The following is a 21972-nucleotide window of genomic DNA, read 5'->3' as shown; positions in this document are numbered from 1 at the left end:
TGTCTTTGCATCTGGGGGCAGTATTCATATTTGCCTATATCCTGCGTTATCAAGGATTTAAGAGGTAGACTAGGGACAATACAGACATGCTATTAAGCATAAAAATTAATATGCGTTCCCGTGATATGCGTGACGGTAGGGTTGGGAATGCACCACAAAGTACGGTGAATAACAGCCCCTACCCCTACAATAGAAACGCATCACTACAGAAGAAGGAGAACGCATGGGCGTAACGATTAAGGTTACTGACGAAGCAGGTGTAAACTACGACATTCAGTGGGAAGACCACCACACCCTCCTGGAAGCCCTCCAGGCTAACGGTGTGCCGGTCCTCGCAACCTGTGGCGGTAACGCATCCTGCGCTACCTGCCACGGCTTCATCGACCCCGAGCACTTCGAAGCTTCCGGTGAACGTACCGAAGCTGAGCAGGATTTGCTCGACATGGTTGACGATGTCGCCAACGAGTACTCCCGCCTGTGTTGCCAGGTCGAGTACGCCCCCGGTATGGATGGAGCAACGATTCAAATGCAGGCGGCGATGTAACTATGTTCAAATCGGCTCAGGTACTCGCATCAACCACCCTCCTCTGCTGCGTGCTCGCGCTCAGTGGATGCGGCGCGTCCCAGGCCGGTCAGGAAGCCGAAGGCACCTCGTCACAACCGAGTGCCTCGGCTTCGGTCAAACCCGGCACGATTCGAGTAGCCTCTGACGGGGCTACCTCATCGGTGACCCCGGGCTCCATTACCGTGGTGAACTCCCCCGAGGCGGAGAACCACGGCTCTTCCTCTGAGCACTCCGAGTCTTCTTCCCACACCCAGACTCGCGAGTCGAAGCAGAACTCTGACTCTCATTCTTCTGAGTCCTCCCACGAGGGTTCCGATCAGAACAAGTCAGACGACTCTGCAGATTCTCAGCAGGAAACTCAGAAGAGCTCGAACTCATCTTCACGATCAGGTTCTAACTCTTCGAGTAACTCATCGAATTCTTCCAATTCCTCGAACTCCTCGGGTTCCTCGGAGAAGTCCTCTAGGTCCTCCAGCAATACTGTTGCTGAGGGCCCGACCCAGTGCGATCTGGATGACCTGAACATTTCGGTTGCTGTGGGAGAAGGCTCCCCCGGCGCCCGAAACTACACCCTGTACTTCCAGAACTCTTCGGATTCTTCCTGCACCCTGCGCGGCTACCCGCGTGTGGTGCATGCGGGTCCTTCCGGCACCTGGGTTGGCCGTGAGGCTTCCACCTCCGGTGAGTACATGAACCCTGCGGGTGTGACCCTCAACCCCGGCGATAGCACCACCGCGGTACTGCGTTCGGTGTACCCGGCACGCTTCGGTGACGATTGCGGTAGCCGACCGGTTCAGGGCTTCCTGGTGGGTCTTCCCTCCGGTTCCGGTGGCGTGATCGTTCCGTTGGATACGGCCGCTTGCTCCTCGTCTGTTCCGCAGCTGTCGGTGGGTCAGTTTGGTGCTCGCTAACGCGGCGTTGCAGATGTAAATACTCAGGCACGTTGTGTGCACCTATAGTTCGCTTGTGCACATATAGTTCAAGGGCGGTTCCCCCGCGATGGGGAACCGCCCTCGAACTATCTATATAGCCTAAATCTAGGGTTTAGCTTTAGCTATACCGTAGCGCGCGCTCTTAGAGAGAGCGAGCAACCTCATCGTGGCTGAAGCGTGCACCGCGCGGGTATGCGGGAGCCTCGCCGTGGCCGATGTTGACGATTAGGAAGGGGATCTCTGCGTTGTCCGCGAAGAATTCCTTCTTGATGCCGGCGAAGTCTGCGCCGGTCATGGGGCCAGCGTCCAGGCCGAGGGCGCGGATTGCGGTGATGAAGTAGCCTGCCTGCAGGTGAGCGCTCAGCTCAGCGGCGGGGGTGGCAAGCTCCTCGGTGGTATAGAAGCCCTTGATGAAGCCGGCAGCGTTGGGGTTGAAGGTGTCGGCGTGCTCTACCCAGTTCGCGTCTGCGGAGAGGATTGCGGTCACCGGTGCCGCCTGGGTCTTAGCCTTGTTGCCGTCTACCAGGTGTGCGACGAGGCGCTCTCGTACCTCGGGGCTCTTGACCCAGGTGATGCGCAGGGGCTGGTTGTTGAAGGCGGTGGGACCGTAGAAGGTCAGTTCCTGGATGCGGCGCAGTTGCTCGTCGGTGACGGGTTCCTCGGTGAAGGAGGAGACGGTGCGCGGCTCGTGGAAGAGGCTGATGAGCTGTTCTTCGGTCAGGCGGGTCATGGTGAGGCTCCTTTGGGTTGTTCCCTCGGTCTATTACTTTACAAGTAAAACATTACATACTCTGTAGAGACACTGTCAAGCACATCTTCCTCCCCCAACCCCCAACAATTCAAGAGGCGCACACCATAAACCCCGCCATAATAGATACATGACCGACGCACTCTCCCACTTCTCCGCCCCCGTACGCGACTGGTTCCGCGCCACCTTCAGCGCACCCACCGCCGCCCAAGAAGGCGCCTGGGAGAGCATCCGCAACGGCAACAACACCCTCATCATCGCCCCCACCGGCTCCGGTAAAACCCTCGCCGCCTTCCTCTGGGCACTCGATGCCCTGCACCGCGAACACGAAGCCGGAACCGCAGGCGGCACGCGCATCCTCTACATCTCACCCCTCAAAGCACTCGGCGCCGACGTCGAACGCAACCTGCGCGCACCACTGACCGGAATCACGCGCCTGAGCGGAAACAACACGGGCGAACCGAACATCAGCGTGGGCGTGCGCAGCGGCGACACCCCCGCACGCAAACGCCGCCAACTCATCAGCAACCCGCCCGACATTCTCATCACCACCCCCGAATCCCTCTACCTCATGCTCACCAGCGCCGCCCGCAACACCCTCGCGGGCGTCACCACCGTGATCGTGGACGAGATTCACAACCTCGCCGCCACCAAACGCGGCGCACACCTGGCGGTCTCCCTCGAACGCCTCGACGCGCTCCTCGAAAAGCCCGCACAGCGCATTGGGCTCTCCGCAACCGTCGAAAACCCGGAGGCGGTCGCCCGGTTCCTCGGCGGCATTCAGCCGGTAACCATCATGAGCCGCCCAGTCGCCAAAGAATGGGACCTGCGCCTGAGCGTGCCCGTACCCGATATGGCGGCACTCGGAGGCGCCAACGACTACGGGCAAGGACTCTACGCCCCGTCAGAATACGCACCCTCGGAATACGCACCCTCGGAGGCGCCAGGCGGCGGGGCTGCACACTCCGCTTCTGCCGGCTCGCCGCAGGGCGCGGCACAGCCTATCTCTAGCGCCGTAGACATCCCGGCAAGCGCACCCTACACGCTCGAAGATGCCATTGGCGTATTCCCCGGGCAGGCAAACCCAGCACAGGAACCCGCGCAAGAAACCGGGCAGGCAAACCCGTTGCGACAGGGCGATAACACCGCACCCAAAAACACCCTCTCCATCTCGGAAGAGGCATTGCGAGAAGGGGCACTGCACGAAAAGACGTTGCGAGACACCCCCGATAGCGAGCGCCTCGAGACCTCCATCTGGCCGCGTGTGCAGGAGCACATCGTCGACCATATTGAGAACAACCGTTCTACGATTGTTTTCGTTAATTCGCGTGGACTAGCGGAAAAGCTCACCGCGGCACTCAACGATATTCACCTGCGCCGCTTCCTCACACAGCAGGGAATCGACCCAGAAGACTACACGGCAGGCATCTGCGACATCACCGAGGTGCCGCCGCTTGCCCGCGCGCACCACGGCTCCGTGTCCAAGGAACAGCGCACCCTCATCGAGGAGGCGCTCAAGGGCGGAACCCTGCGCTGCGTGGTCGCCACCAGCTCCCTGGAGCTGGGCATCGACATGGGCCACGTGGACCTCGTAATCCAGGTGGCTGCCCCTCCCTCGGTTGCCTCCGCACTGCAGCGCGTGGGCCGCGCCGGGCACCGCGTGGGCGAAATTTCGCGCGGATTCTTCTACCCCAAGCACCGCGGCGACCTGCTCGGCGCAACCGTCACCCTCGCCGGAATGCGCAGCGGAACCCTCGAGCCGCTTGCCATCCCCACCAACCCCCTGGACGTACTCGCACAGCAGACCGTCGCCGCCTGCGCATTAGGCCCCATCAGCGTGGACTCCTGGTACGAGGCGCTACGCCGCAGCGCACCCTACGCCGAACTGCCGCGCGCCCTCTTCGACTCCGTACTCGAAATGCTTGCCGGACGCTACCCCTCCGACGAGTTCGCCGAACTGCGCCCGCGCATCATCTGGGATCGCACCCCCACCGAACAGGCGCCCTCCGGCAGTATTGAGGGCCGCCCGGGTGCGCAACGCCTCGCCGTCACCAGTGGCGGCACGATTCCCGACCGCGGGCTCTTCCCCGTCTACCTGGTCAGTGGCGACGAGGAGCGCGGCCCCAAGCGTGTGGGTGAGCTCGACGAAGAAATGGTGTACGAATCTCGCGCCGGCGAGGTCATCACCCTCGGCGCGAGCAGTTGGCGCATCGAAGAAATTACGCACGACGCGGTGCGGGTCTCCCCCGCACCCGGTCAGCCCGCGCGCCTGCCTTTCTGGCACGGCGACCGCATGGGTCGCCCCTACGCCCTGGGCGTGCAGACGGGTACGTTCACGCGCGCCCTCTCCAGCCTGGACGCCACCGATAGCGCCGCCGCCCGCCTGCAGCTCGAACAGCTCGGATTGGACACCTGGGCGGTCGATAATCTGCTCGCCTACCTGCGTGAGCAGCGCGAATCCACCGGGGCGGTCCCTTCCGACACCCGCATGATTGTGGAGCGGCACCGCGATGAACTGGGCGATTGGCGCGTGGTCCTGCACTCACCGCTCGGCTACGGGGTGCACGCACCCTGGGCACTGGCGGTACGCGCCCGCATCGAGGAGCGGTACGGGGTGGACGCCTCCGTCATGGCGAGTGATGACGGCTTGATTCTGCGTCTGTCCGCCATGGAGGATGTGCCACCCGGCGCTGACCTGTTCCTTTTCGACCCGGATGAGCTCGAGGCGATTGTCACCGAACGCGTGGGCGATTCCGCACTTTTTGCGTCTCGGTTCCGTGAGAATGCGGCGCGTGCCCTGCTGTTGCCGCGCCGTGATCCGGGTAAGCGCACCCCGCTGTGGCAGCAGCGTCAGCGTGCGGCGCAGCTGCTGGATGTGGCGCGTAAGTACCCTGATTTTCCGGTGCTTTTGGAGACGGCGCGCGAGTGTCTGCAGGATGTGTACGATGTTCCGGCGCTGGTTCAGGTGCACCGTTCGTTGCAGTCCCGGGCGGTATCCATGCTGGAGGTTGAGACGAATGACCCTTCGCCTTTTGCACGAACCCTGCTCTTTGAGTACGTTGCCGAGCACCTCTACGACGGCGATGCGCCCGCCGCCGAACGTCGCGCCGCCGCGCTGTCGCTGGACCCGGCGTTGCTGGCTGAGTTGCTGGGGTCGAGCGGTCTGCGTGACCTGCTGGATCCGGCGGTTCTGGTGCAGACTCAGCAGCGTCTGCAGCGCACGGGTGAGCGTTACCGCGCCTGCGGCGTGGAGGGCGTGGCGGATCTTTTGCGTCAGCTGGGTCCGTTGAGCGCGCGGGAGTTGAGTCTGCGCTTGCGGGCTGACAACCCGCGGACTGAATCTGCGGCACACGGTTCTCAAGATTTCGGCGAGTCCGAGGATTCTGAAAACTACGGCGAAGAGTCCGGCGAGGAGTACGGCGCGCACGCCAGCACGACTGAGGCGCGTGAGCTGGCGGAAGAGCTGGTGCGCTCGCGCCGTGTGTTCTCGTTCATGGGAGCTGCCGACGGTTCCGCCGAGCCGCAGCTGTACTATGCGGTGGTTGAGGATGCCGCGCGCCTACGCGATGGGCTGGGCATTATGCCCGCCGCGGCGCTTCCTGTAGCCCTTTTGGAGCCGGTCGCGGAGCCTTTAGAGAATCTGGTCTCTCGCTATGCGCGCACCCATATTCCCTTTACGGCACAGCAGGCGGCGGAGCATTTTTCGCGCCTGACCCCGGTTGGTGTGGGCGTGCTGATTCCGGTGTTGCAGCGTCTTCAGCAGCAGCGCCGTCTGAGCTCCGGCGAGTTTCTGCCCGAGGTGCTGCGTGCTTTGGGGTCTGCCGGTGTTGAGTGGGTGGATGCGCAGGTTTTGCGCACGATTCGTGCCCGTTCTCTGGCGGCGTTGCGTGAGGAGATTGAGCCGGTATCGGCGCAGGTCTATGGCGCTTTCCTACCCTCATGGCAGAACGTTCGTTCTTTATCCGTGCGGGTTGCGCAGACCCTGCCGGAGGCGAGCGCCTACGGTGCGTTCATGCCCTCCCGCCGCGCCGCCACGGTGGTGGGCGAGAGGGTGGCGCCCCTCGGCTCGGCGGCAGAGGACGGAGCGGAACATACGGGACAAGATTCGGCCTCCGCCACGGAGGATCTGCTCACTGCTATCGACCAGCTGGCGGGTGTGCGCGTACCGGCTTCCGCACTGGAGACGCTGATTCTTCCGGCGCGCGTGCCCGGCTACCAGCCGCACATGCTGGACGAGCTTATGGCGAGCGGCAGGGTGTTCTTCACCGGCGCCGGGCAGCTCGGCGGCGGTAGCGCGCAGAAGTCTGACGGCTGGATTCGCCTGCATTTGAGCGAGAGTTCCTCGCTGACTCTGGGTGAGGACTACCCGGAGCAGCTGTTGCGCGTGGAGAACCCGGAGCTTTGGGAGGCGCTGCAGGATCCGGGCACGCTGGAGCACGCCATCTATGAGGCGCTGGCTCACGGCGGCCTGTTTGTGCCGGCTCTGCGTGAGCGGGTGGCGCAGCTGATGAGCGCCGCGGCACCTGCCGGTCAGGTGGTGACTTTCCCGGATGCGGCGGAGGTTTCGGCGGCGCTGTGGCGCCTGGTGTGGGCTGGTGCGGTGACGAACGATAGTTTCGCGCCGGTTCGGGCGATGCTTGCGGGCGTCCGCAGTGCGCATCCGACTCCGGCAGCCCCTGCGCGTCTGTCGCGGGTGGGTCGCCGCGGTGCGGGTCGTATTGCGGCAGCGCGCGCCTCCATGGGTAACGGCTTGGCGGGCGGTTACGGCGCTGATAGTTATGGTTCCAGCGGCTACTCTGCGCCTGCCGCCGGGCGCGGTCTGCGTTCCCTGCGAGACAATTCCCTCCGCGGCGGGTTCCATGGCGCCACTCCCGCCGTTGCCCCGCAGGATAGCGGTCGCTTCTCGCGCGTGGACACGCTCCTGCAGGAGCCGGTGGAGGCGACGGTTGCGGCGCTCGCACGCGCCGACCTGCTGCTGGACCGCTACGGTGTGCTGACTCGCGGGTGTCTGCAGGTGGAGGATTCTGCCGGCGGGTTCTCGCAGCTGTACCGGATTTATTCGGCGGCTGAGGATCGTGCGCTGGTGCGTCGCGGCTATTTTATTGAGGGTTTGGGTGCGGCGCAGTTTGCCGCCCCCGCGACGGTGGACCTGCTGCGTTCTACCGCCGATAGCCTCAGTGTTCCCGCAGGTCCACAGGGTTTTGGTGCGACACAGGGGTTTGGTGCCAGCGCCTACACACCGCAGCGTACCGATACGGAACAGGTGTACGGCACGTTCACGGTGACCCTGTTGGCGGCGACCGACCCGGCGAACCCGTACGGTGCGGCGCTGAGCTGGCCCGCGATTCCCTCCTTTGCACACGAGGGCGAGGGCACCGTAAAGCACCGTCCGGCACGCAAGGCGGGTGCCTGCGTGGTGCTGGTGGACGGCGCACCGGTGCTGTATGTGGAGCGTGGCGCGAAGACCCTGCTGGCTTTCACCACCGACCCGGTACTTCTGGAGGCGGCGGCCCCCGCCCTGGCGCGCCTGGTGTCCGCCGGTGGTGCGGAGAAGATTTCGGTGGAGAAGGTCAACGATGTGGAGCTTTTGGGCACCCACACGGTGAGCACATCCAAGCTGGGCGCATCCGGCGGCGAGGTTGTGGAGCATCCGGTGGAGGCGCTGCGTGCAGCACTGCAGGCGCAGGGGTTCTACGCGACGGTTCGCGGCCTGTCGCTGCGCCGTTCCATTTAGGCTGGGCAGAATCCTTAGACTGGGCAGAACCTCAAGCTTAGGCTCAGATTAAATTATTTCTTCAATCTCAACCTGAGCATCATAATGCCCCGCACCCTCACGGAAGGGGGGGGTACGGGGCATTATGTTTCCCTACTCACGAACCAGGTGGTGTTCCCGGAGTCCACCACGTCGCAAGCGGCATAGCGGAGGAATAACCGCCCGGATGTCCACGGCACCTTCGCCCTGGAGCACATAACCAAACATCGGAGCGGGAAGTCCTACGCTGACCTGTCACCTCTTGAGGCGGCTAGTAGCCGCCGGTGAGGGTGTCCACGGCACCCAGGCACAGGTCGATAGCTTCTTCGAGCCCGAGCCCGCGGGAGCGAACGGTGCGCTGATCGCGGGGGTTGAGCTGCACGACGTGCATGGCGAAGTAGTCGACGAGCTGCAACCAGCCTCCGAGGATGACGCGGGTGCGGTCATTAATCGGCATGCCGGTGCGTTCAAGCATCCATTCGAGGTAGTCGGTAGGGTTGTTCGGGAAGTCCTCCCCACCGGGGGTGGGAACGCCGGCTACAACGAGGAAGTACGTGCGTAGCGCATTGCGCAACGCCTCTTCGGGGTTTTCGTGATGCTCGCCCAGGGCCTCAAGGACTGCGTTGGCTTCGCGTCGGGTGACAGCGGCCGCCAGGGAGCCCTTGCCGGGGAAATAGTGGTAGAGCAGGGCGCGGGTAATGCCTGCATCGCGGGCGATAGCGCTCATGGAGGCACCGAGCACGCCGCGGCGAGCGAAATGTTCTGCAGCGATTTTCAGAATTTGCTCCTCGCGTTCGTGCGGCTCCATACGCAGGGCACCGGTGCGAGGCTCCGCATTCTTTTGTGAATGTTCCATAACCTCTCCTATCGCATTTTCCGGTGCTTTGGAATTGTCCGATTGCACCGCTGTATTTGGGAGTGTTCCTTTAACCTCTGCATCCTTGCGCTGTTTCTGCCCCATTTCGACCCATTCGTTCGAAATATCGAACTTCTGTGTCTTAATCGTACCGCTTTAAGGCTACTTTCAGCCTTTATTAAGGCGTTTATGACGTAGGGTGCCCAGGTTAGCATGTCTTTAATTGCTTTACATCTTTTATACTTAGAAAAACCAAAGGGGCTAAATTGAGGGTTATTGATTTATGATTTGACAGCATTTTCGAAAATACCGCACTTAAACGCTGTTTTTTGTAAAATTAATGTAGTTTTTTTAAATTAAATGTCCAATAATTTCAAAAATTTGTGAAGTTTTCGTTTTCTGTTCCACATATTCGCACAAACATTCATGAGTGTCAGACAAAACTGTCTTCCGCAACCCCACACCCAAGCCCACGGCAATATTTCTAGCCGCCCCATCCGGCAGGCGGTCCGGCTCAGCTTACCTCGATTCTAACCCCGCTCAGGCGATAGGGTTCAGGCGGTAGAGTAGAGCCATGCCCGCACAGAACACCGCACACCCACAACCCAGCTCACAGTCCAGCTCTCAGCCCAAAACACAGCAGGGAATACAGTCTGCTGCCTACCAGGCAAAACCTGCACGCCGCACGCATCGCCGTCTGCTGACCCCTCCGCTGGCTCAGAAGAACGGTATCGACCCGATTCAGCTGATTCTGCCGCTCGTGGAGGAACTCCCCGCCGAGCTCACCCCGAGCAACACTGCACCGAACAATACCGCCCCGAACAATACGGCTCCGGCAACCATTGCGGATTACCTGATTGCGCGCTTCTACCCGAACAACCCGCAGATTATTCACACCCGCTTCAACACCGGTGAGGTGCGCCTGGACGACGGCACGATTCTGACCGGCGATAGCCCCTATATGCCGGGCGAGCGCATCTGGTACTTCCGTGAGCTTGCCGATGAGCCGCAGCTACCCTCCGACATGCCGGTGCTCTACGAGGATGAGCACGTGCTGGCGATTGATAAGCCGCATTTTCTGCCGACCACCCCGCGCGGTTCCTATATTGCGCAGACCGCGCTGACCAAGCTGCGGGTGCGTGAGCAAAACCCCCTACTGATTCCGATTCACCGCCTGGATCGCCCGACCGCGGGCGTGCTGCTTTTTGCCAAGACCGTTGAGGCGCGCCGCCCCTTCCAGATGATGTTTCAGCACCGTCAGGTGTCGAAGACTTACCGTGCCGTGGCGCCGGTTCCTGCCGATGCTGCCGCCGCCGAGCAGGCGTTGAGTGCGGAGGGTCTGCAGGTGCGTTCGCATATTCAGAAGATTCGCGATCAGTTGCAGGTTCAGCAGCTTTCTGAGCAAGAGTGCGCGGCGCAGGGTGTGGAGCCGAATACGCTGACGACCGTGAAGATTCTGCGGACTTTGACCCCGAGTGCGCAAGCGGTTGAGGGGTGGCGTGCCGAGCCTATGCTGAACGAAAAACGAGAATGGGCGCTCTATGATTTGGCGCCTCACACCGGTAAGACGCACCAGCTGCGGGCGCATCTGAACCTTTTGGGCTCCCCCATTCTGGGCGATGTGCTCTACCCGCAGGTGCTGCCCGACGCGCCAGACCGCCCGGAGTACCCGCTGCAGCTGCTGGCGTACAGCCTGCACTTTGAGCACCCCATCACCGGCGAACCGGTGGATCTATACAGCGGGCGTTCGCTGGCTGCCGCCTCCTAACCGGTTTTTGAGTGGTGCTCACTCCGTTCCCTGCGGTGCATCTTCTCGGCGGGCTCTCGAAAAGGGGTCACACCCGAGAGCCCGCCCACAGCATCCGGGCGCTCAGAGGGCAAAAAATGGGATAATTTCAGACGTAATACTTCACCGCAACTACAGAGGGTCCATGAATTCCCAGCCGTCTTCCCACAACGAGCAGTCTCTGGAGTCGATGAGCGAGTATGCCCAGCGCACCTCCTCGCACGCCGCTGCCGCAGCCGACAGCGTCACCGACACCTTCGTGCACCGCATCCTCGGTATTCCCGGCGCCCTCATCGGTTCGGTGCAGGTTCCCGACCCGCGCCCGCTGAGCCAGCGCCTGAACGCGTGGCACTACTGGTGGCAGGCACACCTGCTGGACTGCGTGATTGATGCCGGTCAGCGTCACCTGCGCGAGGGCGATATTACTGCCGCCCAGGAGCAGTTGCACCGCGCCCGCGCGCTGTTGCACGGCATTAACGTGCGTAATTACGGCCGCTTCGCGAACGACTACTTCGACGATATGGCGTGGCTGACCCTCGCGGTGGGCCGCATGAATTCCTTCTGCATTGAACTGACCGGCGCTAATGATGTTGCCGCCCAGGATGCTGGCGCCGCCCTCTTCGAGCAGCTGGCGAAGGGCTTCTCCCCGGTGGGTGGCATGAGTTGGCGCAAGTCCAAGCGTGATTTTGTGAATGCTGCGGCAACCGCCCCGACCGCTCTGGCGTATGCGCGTGCGGGCGACCCGAAGACTGCTGCAGCGCTCATGGATTGGATGAACGAAACCCTCTGGGATGCAGAACGTTCGCTCTATATTGACGGCGTGAACGTGCGCGGCGACGAGTACGAGTACGAGTACGAGCGCAGCGAATTCACCTACAACCAGGGAACCGCCCTGGGCGCCCTGCTGAGCCTCGCAGCTTCCGGTGTGCCCTGCGAGGTGGATCCCGCAGAACGCGCCGAGCGCCTCATCGTCGGCATCGTCAAGCACATGACCGAAGAGGTGGAGTTCCTCTCCGGTGCGCGCCGCCGCATCCTCATCTCTCACGGCGACGGCGACGGTGGTCTGTTCACCGGCATTCTCGTGCGTTACCTGGGCATGGCGGCATCCTCGCCGCTGCTCAGTGATGAGGCGCGAGCGCTCGCCTCGACCCTGGTGTACTCGACCGCACGCGCCCTGTGGGAGGGCCGCCGCGAGTTCGACCCCAACCTGCCGATGAACGAGTACGGCATTGACCCGAATGAGATTCGCGGTAAGGCGCTCGTGCAGTTCTCCCCGCGGTTCACCGAGCCGATGAGCAAGGTTGTGAAACCCGGCGCGCCGGTGGAGCTGTCCGCTCAGGTGCAGGCGTGGACTATTTTTGAGACGGCGGCGCGTCTGGCGCATGCGCGGTACCTCGCCTCCCACAGTTTCTAAAGCGCGGCTTCTAAAAGCTACTGCGCTTTACCCCAGCCCTAATCTTCTTCCAGCGGTGCGTTCTCGCATCGGCGCATTCTCCCAGTAGCGCAGAAGGTTAGGGCTGGGTTCATTGCGGGGGCGTGCACACGGGCGTACGGTGAATTTTATGCTTGCTTCAGAATCACAACAGGTCACTGCCAGCCCGAACGCTAACACCATTTTCATGGTGTGGAAGTTCAAGGAAGGCATCAGCCAGGATGCGCTCATTGAGGGGTTCCAGAACCTCTGCGGGCTCGTCATTAACCTCAACCACACCGCCGCAAACCGCTACTCGCCCGAGAACGCCAGCATTGTGCTGGGTATCAGCCACAGCGCGTGGCTGACCCTGGATCTGCCCAAGCCGCTGCCGCAGGAGCTCGTGGAGTTCGAGGAGATTAGGGGCCCTAAGCATACCGCGGTGTCCACTCCCGGTGATTTGCACTTCCACATCCGCGCGACCCAGCCGTCCGTCGCCTACGATATGGCGTCCGCTATTACCGCGGCACTGCGCGATATTGCCGAGGTACTGGATGAGGTGCACGGCTTCCGCTACTGGGACGGCCGCTCCATCATCGGTTTTGTGGACGGCACCGAGAACCCGCAGACCCCCGCGGCACGCGAATACTTCGGCATCATCGGTGACAGCGACCCCATGTACAGGGGCGGCAGCTATCAGTTCGTGCAGAAGTACATCCACGACATGACCGCGTGGAACGCCCTGCCTGTCTCCGAGCAGGAGAAGGTCATTGGCCGTTCCAAGCACGACGACATCGAGATGAGCGAGGATGAGAAACCCGCCAACTCACACTCCGCTATCGCTAATATCGGTGACGACTTCAAGGTTATTCGCGACAACATGCCCTTCGGCACCGTGGGTAACAACGAGCTGGGCACCTACTTCATCTGCTACGCCAGCACCTTCTCGACCGTTCAGAAGATGCTGAAGAACATGTTCCTGGGAGTGGACGGCGCCAACTACGACCGCCTGCTGGATTTCAGCACCGCGGTGACCGGCACCCTCTTCTTCGTGCCGACCGTGGATATGCTCGGCGACTTCGCAGGCTAAGATCAGCTACCCTCAGCTAAATTCTCGTGAACCCCGCCTCCGGCAAGAGAGGCGGGGTTTTCCGGTAGGCTAGGGTGTAGACATTCAGACGGAAAGCAAACAATCGAGAGAAGAATGAGCGTTCTAGATAACTCTTTCCCCACCGAGGACTTTGGCTTCACCATCACCAGCCGCCTGGCGGACACCGCCTCCCCCAGCACTGAACGTGTAGAAGCTAACGGCGGACAGTTCCGCGGACGCGCCGGTATCATCACCACCCCGCACGGACAGATCCAGACCCCCGCCTTCACCCCCGTGGGCACCAAGGCAACCGTCAAGGCGGTCCTACCCGAATCCATGAAGGAGCTCGGCGCTCAGGCTCTGCTCTCCAACGCCTACCACCTGTACCTGCAGCCCGGCCCCGAAATCCTCGACGCGGCAGGCGGCCTGGGTGCCTTCATGAACTGGGACGGCCCCACCTTCACCGACTCCGGCGGCTTCCAGGTCATGAGCCTGGGCTCCGGCTTCAAGAAGGTAATCGATATGGGTACCGTCGCGGACGCTAAAGGTGCCGACGGTCGCCCCCTCGGTGACGACGACGTGGCAAAGGGCAAGGAACGCCTCGCCCACATTGATGACGACGGCGTGAACTTCAAGTCGCATATTGACGGCTCGATTCACCGCTTCACCCCCGAGGTGTCCATGCGGGTTCAGCACCAGATCGGTGCCGACGTCATGTTCGCCTTCGACGAGCTGACCACCCTCTACAACTCCCGCGGCTACCAGGAGGAGGCGCTTGAACGCACCCGCCTGTGGGCGCTGCGCTGCATTGCTGAGCACCAGCGCCTGACCGCAGAGCGCGTGGGCAAGCCCTATCAGGCGCTGTTCGGCGTCATTCAGGGTGCACAGTACGAGGACCTGCGCCGCAAGGCATGCCAGGACCTCGGCTCTATGCCCTTTGACGGCTTCGGCATCGGTGGTGCACTCGAGAAGGAAAACCTTGGCACCATCGTGCGCTGGTGCGCCGAAGAGCTGCCCGAATCCAAGCCCCGCCACCTGCTCGGCATCTCCGAACCCGACGACATCTTCGTCGGCATCGAGAACGGTGTAGACACCTTCGACTGCGTCTCTCCCACCCGCGTGGCACGCAACGCCGCCGTCTACTCCCCCACCGGCCGCTACAACATCACCAACGCGCGCTTCAAGGCGGACTTCTCGCCCATCTACGAGGGCTGCGATTGCTACACCTGCACCCACTACACCCGCGCCTACCTGCGTCACCTCTTCAAGGCGGACGAGCGTCTGGCGGCAACCCTCGCCTCCATCCACAATGAGCGCTTCATCGTGCGCATGGTGGACGACGCCCGCGAAGCCATCAAGGACGGCACCTACTTCGAGTACCGTGACGAGTTCCTCGGCAACTACTACTCCGGCAAGAAGCCCTAAACCCGCTCTTCAACCCGTTTAAGGAGAACCCTATGAGCATCACTCATGTTCCCGATGAGGAGCTTCTCGTCTTCGACCACGAGATCGCAGCCCCGGTCGAGGATGTCTTTGGCGCCTACCTGGACCCCGAACTGCTGGTCCGCTGGTACGGCCCCGCCGGCTGGCACGTGCGCCCCACCGACGTTGTCGTAGAGCCCGTCGTCGGCGGCATTCAGCGCCTGTCCATGATCAACGAGGTTGACCCCTCGGTATCCTGCATTCTGCAGAGCCGCTTTTTGAGCATTGAACCGTTCAAGGAGCTCGAATACGCCGAGCAGCTGCCCGACCACCTGGGCAACCCCGGTAGCGTGCTGGTGTACCAGCGTCACCGTTTCTTCCCCGAAACCGTGATTACCGCCGACGGCGTGGGTTCCGGTACCCGCATCGTCATTGAGATTGGTCCCATGCCCGCCTCGGTCCACGAGGAGGTGCGCACCACCTGGCGTTCGACCTTCGCCCGCCTGGATGACGTGCTCGCCGCCCGTGCCCGCGGAGAGTTCTAAAACCCGCCGCGCCAGCTGCTTGAGATAGCTTCGAGACACGAAAGCGCCGCGTTGACGAATCATTCGTCAACGCGGCGCTTGTGTTTAATACCCGTGCCTTGCGGGGGTGTTTCCTTCTGGGGTGTGCCCTGCCGGGTGTGAGTCGTAAACTAGTTGGTCAGCTTCACGGTAATGACGGTGCTGCCACCATCCAGGGACACGCACTCGGGGGTAGCACGATCCGCGCCGTCGCCCGGCTTCCAGTAGCAACGCGCCGACATGACGGTACGCTCACCATTCGCCTTATCGGTCACCTCGGCAGGGTTCTGCACCACAAACTGGCGGATCAACTCACGCGCAAACAGGCAATCCACCGCACCCGAGGTCACCTGAACCGTAGCGTTGTGCTTCAGGTAGCCGGTAGCGTCCATGCTGCCGCAGCTACCGCCCGCAGACTGAACATCCGAGCTGGACAAGCTTGCGGTGCTCGACGCGCTTGCCGAAGCACTCGACTTCGCCGAAGCAGAAGAGCTCGCAACCGCGCTCGCCTGCCCAGTCGCCGCGGGGCTTGCGGTGGTGATGGTTCCGGGGCTCACGGTAGCCGCCGCGGTGGGGGTGTGCACGGTACCGGCAGTCGGGGTGCTTTCAGTGACCGTTGCGGTGCGGGTGGGGCTGGCGGTTGCCTTCGCGCTCGTAGCGCTGGGGCTAGGGGTTGCGGTGGCACTCGGGGAAGCGGTGGTAGCGCCTCCGGAGCATGCCGACAGCGCCAGCAGGAGCGTAGCACCGAGCGCTACGGGGCTGTAGCGCTGAGCGGTGCGGAGCGTAGTAGAACGAGCCTGGGTAGAAGTCTGGTGCTTCTGTGCCGGATGCATGGTGACCTTTCTGCGTCATCGGTTCGGGTTCCTAACCAGTATTCTAAAGACGCTACCTGTGAGCCAGCTATACGGATATGACATCTCAAGAACTCGCGAGGCAGCCCCAAGAGCACGAAAGGAGGGGCTCCCCGGCATTGCGGGGAGCCCCTCCTTAGCTCTTCACAACTCATTGACTCTGGCGCGGGTGTTTAGCCTTCGTGCCTGCCACGCACCAGAATAGTGTGGCCGTTTCCGTCATGGCAGCTTATCGAGCTATTCTCAATCTCGCCGAAACAGGTCAGCTGATTACCATCAGCAGCGGGCACAGTCACCACATCCCAGGTGTGCATCATCTTCGTGTTTGCGGTGGTGGTTTCCGCGTGCAGAGCCGAGGACTCATTCGCGGTATTCACCTCGCTAGCGCCGGTCAGGAAGTTCATGCGAGTCACCTCCACCGGACCTGCAAAAGTACGACCGACCGCGCCGTTACCGGTCTTCAGGTAGCCCTTGCGTCCGATGTGTCCGCAGCGCTCGCCGGCGGAGGCGCGTTCAGCCTCCACCTTTTCGGGCGCGCGGGGAGTCTCAGCGGCGGTAGGGTTCGCGGCAGAGGTTGCCTTCGCCTCAGCGGGTGCGGAGGATTCAGACGCCTTCGCCTCGGCACTCTCTGCGGGGGCTGACACTTGGGTCTCGGTGACGGTCGGTTCGGTCTTCTTCGTCGGTGACGCGGTGGAGGAAGGGAGCGGGTACTGCGAGTGGTTAGCCGTGCTGGAGGGGCTGGGGCTCGACGAAGAGTTTTCGCTCTGAGAACCTCCAAAGCAGCCGGTCAGAGCAAGGAGCAGGGCGGCAGCGCATCCGGTGGCGCGCATCGTGCGGCACCCCCAGCTGGCGAGGCCTGCCTGAGTGTGGTGAAACGACATTGTTATCTCTCCCGGGAATGAACCTTTTGCACCCTTTGCAGAAGGTATTTAAAGCATACGCTTGACCCCGTTCAAGACCGGTTTATTACAGCGGAGCACCGGTATCTACCCCTAACTTCTGCGGCAGGTAGGAGCTCAACAGCTCACGCTGCTCGGGGCTCAGACGGGTCAAACGCCCCACAGCCGAATCCCAGAACGCCAGCACGGTAAAGGCACGCACGCATTCGCGGCCGTCCACCGGGGAGAGAATCGAGTAGCCAATACGCACGGATGCGGCGCTGACCTTCTCCACGCTCAGGCGCACCGGCACGGGCTCACCAGTGTAAGGCAGCTGAGCCAGGTAGCGGATGCCGTGCTCGGCAATAAGCGCCTGCACACCCTCGGCAACCAGGTCGAAAAGCGGAATCGGAGGCTGCGGTGCCACGGTGGGCTTCTGCCCGGAGGAGGGCGGCGGGCCGAAGAGCGCCACGCGGGCTTCTTCCATGACCGAGAGGATGGCAACGTTGTTGACGTGCCCGTAGGCATCCATATCGCCCCAGCGTGCGGGTACGTGCACCAGCAGTTCATCGGTGGTACCGACCTCAGAGGCGAGGGTCTTTTCAGGGGTGTTTTCGCGGTTCTTTTCCTGGCTTTGCATGGTTTTAACTCTACTCCCCCGCCGCTGTGAGGCGGCTATTCGTACGAATCCGCAAGGTACAGCAAATGAATCAGCTGATGATGATTCGGGGGCTAGAAATATATTTGGTAGTTAAAGCGATGAGGCTCGAAAGCTACGATGCTTTCGAGCCTCATCCAACACACAGACATTTGAACGCATACAAGATCATACGGTTCACTGTCTATGATAGACCCACCCTGAGGGCCAACTGCATTTTTACGGTTTTGTTACGAGGAATTCCAGAAATTTTCCGTATTTTTCGTTTATTACTGTGTTGGAGTCTCTGCAGGCCCCAACACCGACCCTCACGGCAGCCACAGAACCTTAACGGCCCAGCTTCGCCGCAGTCTCCAGGGCATGATCAGCGTCGTACTTCATGGTGTCGTACTCGGCAGTTGCCTGCTGAGCCTCCACAAAGGTCTGCTCATCAATCACGTGAGTGTGGCGGATACGAGCAAAGTACAGCAGGCTCAACACCACAAAGTAGCCCACACCCACAATTGCCGGAACCATAGAACCACGCACCATGAAGAGCGCAACCCACACCGCGAAGAGCAGCAAAACGCCAACCGCCGCGGTGAACTGGCCACCCCACAGGCGGAAACCATTGACTGCAGGCTCAACACGCTTGTACACGATGTAGGCGAACAGAATCAGAACCCACACGGTCAGCGCGCACACCATAATCACGAAAATCATGGAGAGGAACGCTTCCTTCGGGCTGTACAGCGCCAGCAGAATAGCAATGACCATGCCGCTGGTCGACGCCCACACTGCGCGAGCCGGAACGCCAGCACGGTTCACCTGAGCCAGCTGGCGAGGCGCCATGCCGTCAGCCGCCAGGGAGTGCAGCAGACGCGCACCCGCGTACAGGTTTGCGTTCGCGCTCGACAGTGCCGCAATCAGCACCACAAAGTTCACGAAGTGCGCCACGCCCTGAATGCCGAGCTGTTCAAAGACCAGAACGAACGGGGAAGCATCCACCGCATCGCCTATGCCCGAGGCCGAACGCCACGGAATGATAGCAACAACAATTAGCACCGCCAGCACGTAGAAAGTCGCCAGGCGAATCATCATCGCCTTCGCCGAGGAACGCACCGAACGGGAGGGGTCCTTCGCCTCCGCAGCAGAGATCGAGATCATCTCAATACCGCCGAAGGAGAACATCACAACAGCCAGCGACAGCCATACCGACTGGAGACCGTTCGGCATGAAGCCGCCGTCATTGAAGAGGTTCGCGGTACCCACCGCGGCGTGGCCGGGCAGACCGAAGAAAATCAGGCACAGGCCCACCAGCAGGAAGGCAACAATCGAAATGACCTTAATTGAAGACAGGAAGAACTCCAGCATGCCGAAAGACTTCACACTGGTCAGGTTCAGCACAATCAGCGCCACACCAAACGCGGCAATACCCGCCCACAGCGGAAGCTGCGGCCACCAATAATTCAGGTAAGTCGCCACCGACACCAGCTCAACGCCAGCAATCAGAACAGTAGCCGTCCAGTATGCGATGCGAGTCAAAAAGCCCGCGAAGGGGCCCAGATAGCGGGTAGCAATAGTACCGAAACCGCCGCGGACAGGGTAGCGAACCGCCATTTCACCGGTTGCCGCGCCAATCACCGAAGCGAGCGCAGAACCAATAGCGTAGGTGAGAATGACCGCGGGACCAGCCATCGCAATGGCGGTGCCCGAACCCAAGAAGAGGCCCGTACCGAGCGCGGAACCCATCACGATCATGGTCATCTGTCCGTGAGACAGAGAACGCTTCAGGGTGCGCGATCCGGCGGTCCCCGCTGCAGCGTGGCTGCGGGTATCGTCGTTGTGGGACACGAAGGTGCCTTCCGTCAGTACGCCTTAGGGGCGTGATGTGCAATGTGTGCTCGCACCCGGCGTCTGCGGCTTCTAGCCTCGTTGATGGGTACGAATAGTTAACTATTCTACGGGCACACTCACACCGCTCAGAACAGCGCCTTCTAGGGTACAAAAGCGAAAAGGCACCGAACGGGGGTGCTCCCCCCATCCGGTGCCTTTTATGTTTTAGCCTCGCGAGGCTTTCACGCTATTTAGTGCTGTGCCACGCTGGTGTTCTCGTCGGCATGCATAGCGTCCAAATCGGGGCGCTTGTAGCCGCCCTGAACCTTCGACGAGATGGCGTAGCCAATAGAAATCAGCACGAAGAAGACGATGCCGACCATGATCGATTCCTGAACACCCGAGCCGGGCAGCATGAACATTGCCGCCAGGGTCGCCAGAACACCCGCCAGGGCAAGACCAGCGGTGACGCGGCCACCCAGCACGATGAAAGAGGAGGCGTCCTTCTGGTCTTTCTTGTACGCCTGGTAGGTCAGCAGAATCATGATCCACACAATCAGGATGCACAGGGTCACCAGCGCCATGAGCAGGGCAAAGATGTCGCCAATCTTGGCAACAGCCATCACGGTTGCCACGACAACGCCGGTGAAGGAGATGAGCAGAGCCACGACCGGTACGCCGCGCGAGGAGGTGCGGGCAGCCACTGCGGGAGCCATGCGGTCAGAGCCCAGGGCGTGCAGCAGGCGGGTTGCCGCATACAGGGAGGCGTTAGCGCCAGAGAGCGCAGCAACGAGCACCACAAAGTTCATGATGTCCGCTGCGAAGGGGATACCCAGTTCAGAGAAGACGAGCACGAACGGCGACTCGGTCAGCTCCGAGTTCTGTGCGGCGGTCTGCCAGGGCACCAGGCACAGAATAATTGCCATGGACACCACGTAGAAGGTGGACAGGCGCCAAATCATTGCCTTCACGCTGGTTGCCACCGAGCGTGCCGGGTCCTTCGCCTCCGCTGCGGAGAGGGAAATCATTTCCACACCGCCGAAGGAGAACATGACAACAGCCATCGAAATCCAGATGGATGCCGGGCCGTTAGGCAGGAAGCCGCCGTCATTCACGAGGTTTGCGGTACCCACCGCAGTGTGACCGGGCAGACCCACGAACACCAGCAGTACACCAATCACCATGAACACGATGACGGCAGAAACCTTAATCGAAGAGAGCAGGAACTCCAGGGCGCCGAAGGACTTCACGCTCACCAGGTTCAGCACCAGAATAATCGCACCGAAGAGAGCAACGAACACAGCCAGGGGAACGTCCGGGAACCAGTACGCCATGTAGTGGCCAACCGCCACCAGCTCAGCACCAGCCAGCGGCACGGTGCACGCCCAATACGCCCAGCGAGTCAGGTAGCCGCTAAAGGGGTTCAGGTATCGGCTCGCAATGGTGCCGAAACCGCCCTGGACGGGGTGACGCACGGACATTTCGCCCGCGCACGCAGCAATGGTTGCCGCAATCATCGAACCAATAGCGTAAGAGAGGATTGCGCTGGGGCCCGCAATTTTAATGGCGGAGGAGGAGCCCAGGAACAGGCCCGTACCCAGCGCCAAGCCCATCGCAATCATGGTCAACTGGCCGTGGGAGAGGGAACGATTCAACGAGTCGTTCTTCTCCGACTGCTCGGGGGTGTTCCCCTGCAGTTTAGACATAACGTATCTCTTTCTTAGACATGCTGTGTATTGAATAAAGCTGAAATGGCAATGCCGCCCGGTCGTTAGGCCGGGCGGCTCTGCACATCAGCTGTCAGGAGGTTAGCTTATGCCACGTACTCGAGTTCGTGACGTTTGAACCAACCAATGATCGGGTAGCTGATCGGCATGAGGATCACCTCGACCAGGCACTTGTAGATATAGCCGATCAGTACGTAGTTGATGAATGCTTCCATGGTGGAGATGCCGAGCACCGGTGCCGCAATGGAGCAGAAGATGACGGTATCGAGCAGCTCACCGACCAGGGTGGAGACGATCATGCGCAGCCACAGGAAACGGCCCTTGCTTGCCTTCTTCATTGCCACCATGACCCAGGCGTTCAGGGTCTGACCGAAGAGGTAACCGAGCAGGGAGCCCGCAAAAATCTGCCAAACCGGGCCGAGAACCTGCGCGAACGCCTCCTGGCCGGTGTAGAAGCTCGCAGCGGGCAGGTGCACGATCAGCAGGAAGCACAGGGCAGCAAAAGCGGCTGAGGCGAAGGAGGCCACAATCGCGCGGCGGGCACGCTTGAAGCCGTACACCTCAGAAAGAAGGTCGCCAATAACGTAGGCGAGAGGGAAAAGGAAGAAACCACCGTCGGTGACGATGGTGTTACCAATGAGGGGCAGTTCGAAGGGCAGCGGACCGAACTCCACGCCCTTGGTTGCACCAATATTCGAAATGATCAGGATGACGCAGGATGCGCCCAGCAGCAGATCAAAGTAGCCGCGGCGACCAGCCCAGGGCACCGTAACGGTGCTCGTCTGAGCCTTAGATTCGCTAACGGGTTTAGCCATTACTTTCCCCAAGTCTTTCTTCATGCGATGTGTTTCTTCACGTAAGGTACGAGCCCTCACGCGTGGTGGGTGAGCACGCTATGCAGGGCGCTACTCACCGGCT

General features: G+C 61.4%; 16 protein-coding genes. 8 read left to right on the top strand and 8 right to left on the bottom strand.

The genetic code is table 11. From position 1 onward, the window contains the following. Positions 1-223 precede the first annotated feature (223 nt). Positions 224-544: a 2Fe-2S iron-sulfur cluster-binding protein gene (locus tag HMPREF2779_RS06485; protein ID WP_070685307.1), complete on the top strand. Its 321-nt coding sequence runs from the start codon at positions 224-226 to the stop codon at positions 542-544. Positions 545-546: 2 nt separating this feature from the next. Continuing rightward, the gene (locus HMPREF2779_RS06480) at positions 547-1476 is read left to right on the top strand and encodes a DUF4232 domain-containing protein (protein WP_070685305.1); all 930 of its coding nucleotides are present in this window, start codon (positions 547-549) and stop codon (positions 1474-1476) included. A 163-nt stretch (positions 1477-1639) separates the two neighbouring features. Here HMPREF2779_RS06480 and HMPREF2779_RS06475 read toward each other — a convergent pair whose 3' ends face one another. Next, positions 1640-2227, bottom strand: a complete 588-nt coding sequence (locus tag HMPREF2779_RS06475; protein WP_070685303.1) for a malonic semialdehyde reductase — start codon at positions 2225-2227, stop codon at positions 1640-1642. A 148-nt stretch (positions 2228-2375) separates the two neighbouring features. Between HMPREF2779_RS06475 and HMPREF2779_RS06470 the strand changes: the two genes are divergently transcribed. Further along, complete coding sequence (locus tag HMPREF2779_RS06470; RefSeq protein ID WP_105361124.1) at positions 2376-7979, top strand: DEAD/DEAH box helicase; 5604 nt, start codon at positions 2376-2378, stop codon at positions 7977-7979. A 289-nt stretch (positions 7980-8268) separates the two neighbouring features. On the opposite strand, the gene HMPREF2779_RS06465 is transcribed toward HMPREF2779_RS06470, so the two are convergent. Beyond that, positions 8269-8853, bottom strand: coding sequence for a TetR/AcrR family transcriptional regulator (locus HMPREF2779_RS06465; protein WP_070685299.1), 585 nt, complete (start codon positions 8851-8853; stop codon positions 8269-8271). A 574-nt stretch (positions 8854-9427) separates the two neighbouring features. Between HMPREF2779_RS06465 and HMPREF2779_RS06460 the strand changes: the two genes are divergently transcribed. From HMPREF2779_RS06460 to HMPREF2779_RS06440, 5 genes are all read left to right on the top strand, one after another. Next, positions 9428-10621, top strand: a complete 1194-nt coding sequence (locus HMPREF2779_RS06460; protein WP_105361123.1) for a pseudouridine synthase — start codon at positions 9428-9430, stop codon at positions 10619-10621. A 163-nt stretch (positions 10622-10784) separates the two neighbouring features. Then, the gene (locus HMPREF2779_RS06455; RefSeq protein ID WP_105361122.1) at positions 10785-12053 is read left to right on the top strand and encodes a glycoside hydrolase family 76 protein; all 1269 of its coding nucleotides are present in this window, start codon (positions 10785-10787) and stop codon (positions 12051-12053) included. 148 nt (positions 12054-12201) lie between these two features. Continuing rightward, positions 12202-13140 (top strand): Dyp-type peroxidase, encoded by a 939-nt coding sequence (locus tag HMPREF2779_RS06450; RefSeq protein WP_070685295.1) that lies wholly within the window; start codon positions 12202-12204, stop codon positions 13138-13140. Between the two features lie 114 nt (positions 13141-13254). Next, positions 13255-14565 (top strand): tRNA guanosine(34) transglycosylase Tgt, encoded by a 1311-nt coding sequence (gene tgt / locus HMPREF2779_RS06445; RefSeq protein ID WP_070685293.1) that lies wholly within the window; start codon positions 13255-13257, stop codon positions 14563-14565. A 32-nt stretch (positions 14566-14597) separates the two neighbouring features. After that, positions 14598-15107 (top strand): SRPBCC family protein, encoded by a 510-nt coding sequence (locus HMPREF2779_RS06440; protein WP_070685291.1) that lies wholly within the window; start codon positions 14598-14600, stop codon positions 15105-15107. Between the two features lie 149 nt (positions 15108-15256). On the opposite strand, the gene HMPREF2779_RS06435 is transcribed toward HMPREF2779_RS06440, so the two are convergent. The 6 genes from HMPREF2779_RS06435 to HMPREF2779_RS06410 form a co-directional block, all read right to left on the bottom strand. Next, the gene (locus HMPREF2779_RS06435) at positions 15257-15958 is read right to left on the bottom strand and encodes a RodZ family helix-turn-helix domain-containing protein (RefSeq protein WP_105361121.1); all 702 of its coding nucleotides are present in this window, start codon (positions 15956-15958) and stop codon (positions 15257-15259) included. A gap of 191 nt (positions 15959-16149) precedes the next feature. Next, positions 16150-16857 carry a hypothetical protein gene (locus HMPREF2779_RS06430; RefSeq protein WP_105361120.1) on the bottom strand — a complete coding sequence of 236 codons (708 nt, stop codon included), beginning with the start codon at positions 16855-16857 and terminating at the stop codon, positions 16150-16152. Positions 16858-16942: 85 nt separating this feature from the next. After that, positions 16943-17494 (bottom strand): acyl-CoA thioesterase, encoded by a 552-nt coding sequence (locus tag HMPREF2779_RS06425; RefSeq protein WP_083311148.1) that lies wholly within the window; start codon positions 17492-17494, stop codon positions 16943-16945. 345 nt (positions 17495-17839) lie between these two features. Beyond that, positions 17840-19345, bottom strand: coding sequence for an amino acid permease (locus HMPREF2779_RS06420; protein WP_105361119.1), 1506 nt, complete (start codon positions 19343-19345; stop codon positions 17840-17842). A 233-nt stretch (positions 19346-19578) separates the two neighbouring features. Continuing rightward, on the bottom strand, positions 19579-21033 hold the full coding sequence (locus HMPREF2779_RS06415; RefSeq protein ID WP_070685283.1) for an amino acid permease: 1455 nt from the start codon (positions 21031-21033) through the stop codon (positions 19579-19581). Between the two features lie 107 nt (positions 21034-21140). Beyond that, positions 21141-21869, bottom strand: coding sequence for a queuosine precursor transporter (locus tag HMPREF2779_RS06410; protein ID WP_070685281.1), 729 nt, complete (start codon positions 21867-21869; stop codon positions 21141-21143). Between the last annotated feature and the right edge of the window lie 103 nt (positions 21870-21972).

Source organism: Rothia sp. HMSC069C03, assembly GCF_001811075.1.
GTDB lineage: Bacteria > Actinomycetota > Actinomycetes > Actinomycetales > Micrococcaceae > Rothia > Rothia mucilaginosa.
Note: the sequence above shows the minus strand (reverse complement) of the source record. Positions and strands in the feature narration are given on the sequence as shown.

Coding starts and splice junctions, on each gene's coding strand:
- HMPREF2779_RS06485 (WP_070685307.1), top strand. CDS start 224: ATGGGCGTAACGATTAAGGTTACTGACGAAGCAGGTGTAAACTACGAC.
- HMPREF2779_RS06480 (WP_070685305.1), top strand. CDS start 547: ATGTTCAAATCGGCTCAGGTACTCGCATCAACCACCCTCCTCTGCTGC.
- HMPREF2779_RS06475 (WP_070685303.1), bottom strand. CDS start 2,227: ATGACCCGCCTGACCGAAGAACAGCTCATCAGCCTCTTCCACGAGCCG.
- HMPREF2779_RS06470 (WP_105361124.1), top strand. CDS start 2,376: ATGACCGACGCACTCTCCCACTTCTCCGCCCCCGTACGCGACTGGTTC.
- HMPREF2779_RS06465 (WP_070685299.1), bottom strand. CDS start 8,853: ATGGAACATTCACAAAAGAATGCGGAGCCTCGCACCGGTGCCCTGCGT.
- HMPREF2779_RS06460 (WP_105361123.1), top strand. CDS start 9,428: ATGCCCGCACAGAACACCGCACACCCACAACCCAGCTCACAGTCCAGC.
- HMPREF2779_RS06455 (WP_105361122.1), top strand. CDS start 10,785: ATGAATTCCCAGCCGTCTTCCCACAACGAGCAGTCTCTGGAGTCGATG.
- HMPREF2779_RS06450 (WP_070685295.1), top strand. CDS start 12,202: ATGCTTGCTTCAGAATCACAACAGGTCACTGCCAGCCCGAACGCTAAC.
- tgt (WP_070685293.1), top strand. CDS start 13,255: ATGAGCGTTCTAGATAACTCTTTCCCCACCGAGGACTTTGGCTTCACC.
- HMPREF2779_RS06440 (WP_070685291.1), top strand. CDS start 14,598: ATGAGCATCACTCATGTTCCCGATGAGGAGCTTCTCGTCTTCGACCAC.
- HMPREF2779_RS06435 (WP_105361121.1), bottom strand. CDS start 15,958: ATGCATCCGGCACAGAAGCACCAGACTTCTACCCAGGCTCGTTCTACT.
- HMPREF2779_RS06430 (WP_105361120.1), bottom strand. CDS start 16,857: ATGTCGTTTCACCACACTCAGGCAGGCCTCGCCAGCTGGGGGTGCCGC.
- HMPREF2779_RS06425 (WP_083311148.1), bottom strand. CDS start 17,494: ATGCAAAGCCAGGAAAAGAACCGCGAAAACACCCCTGAAAAGACCCTC.
- HMPREF2779_RS06415 (WP_070685283.1), bottom strand. CDS start 21,033: ATGTCTAAACTGCAGGGGAACACCCCCGAGCAGTCGGAGAAGAACGAC.
- HMPREF2779_RS06410 (WP_070685281.1), bottom strand. CDS start 21,869: ATGGCTAAACCCGTTAGCGAATCTAAGGCTCAGACGAGCACCGTTACG.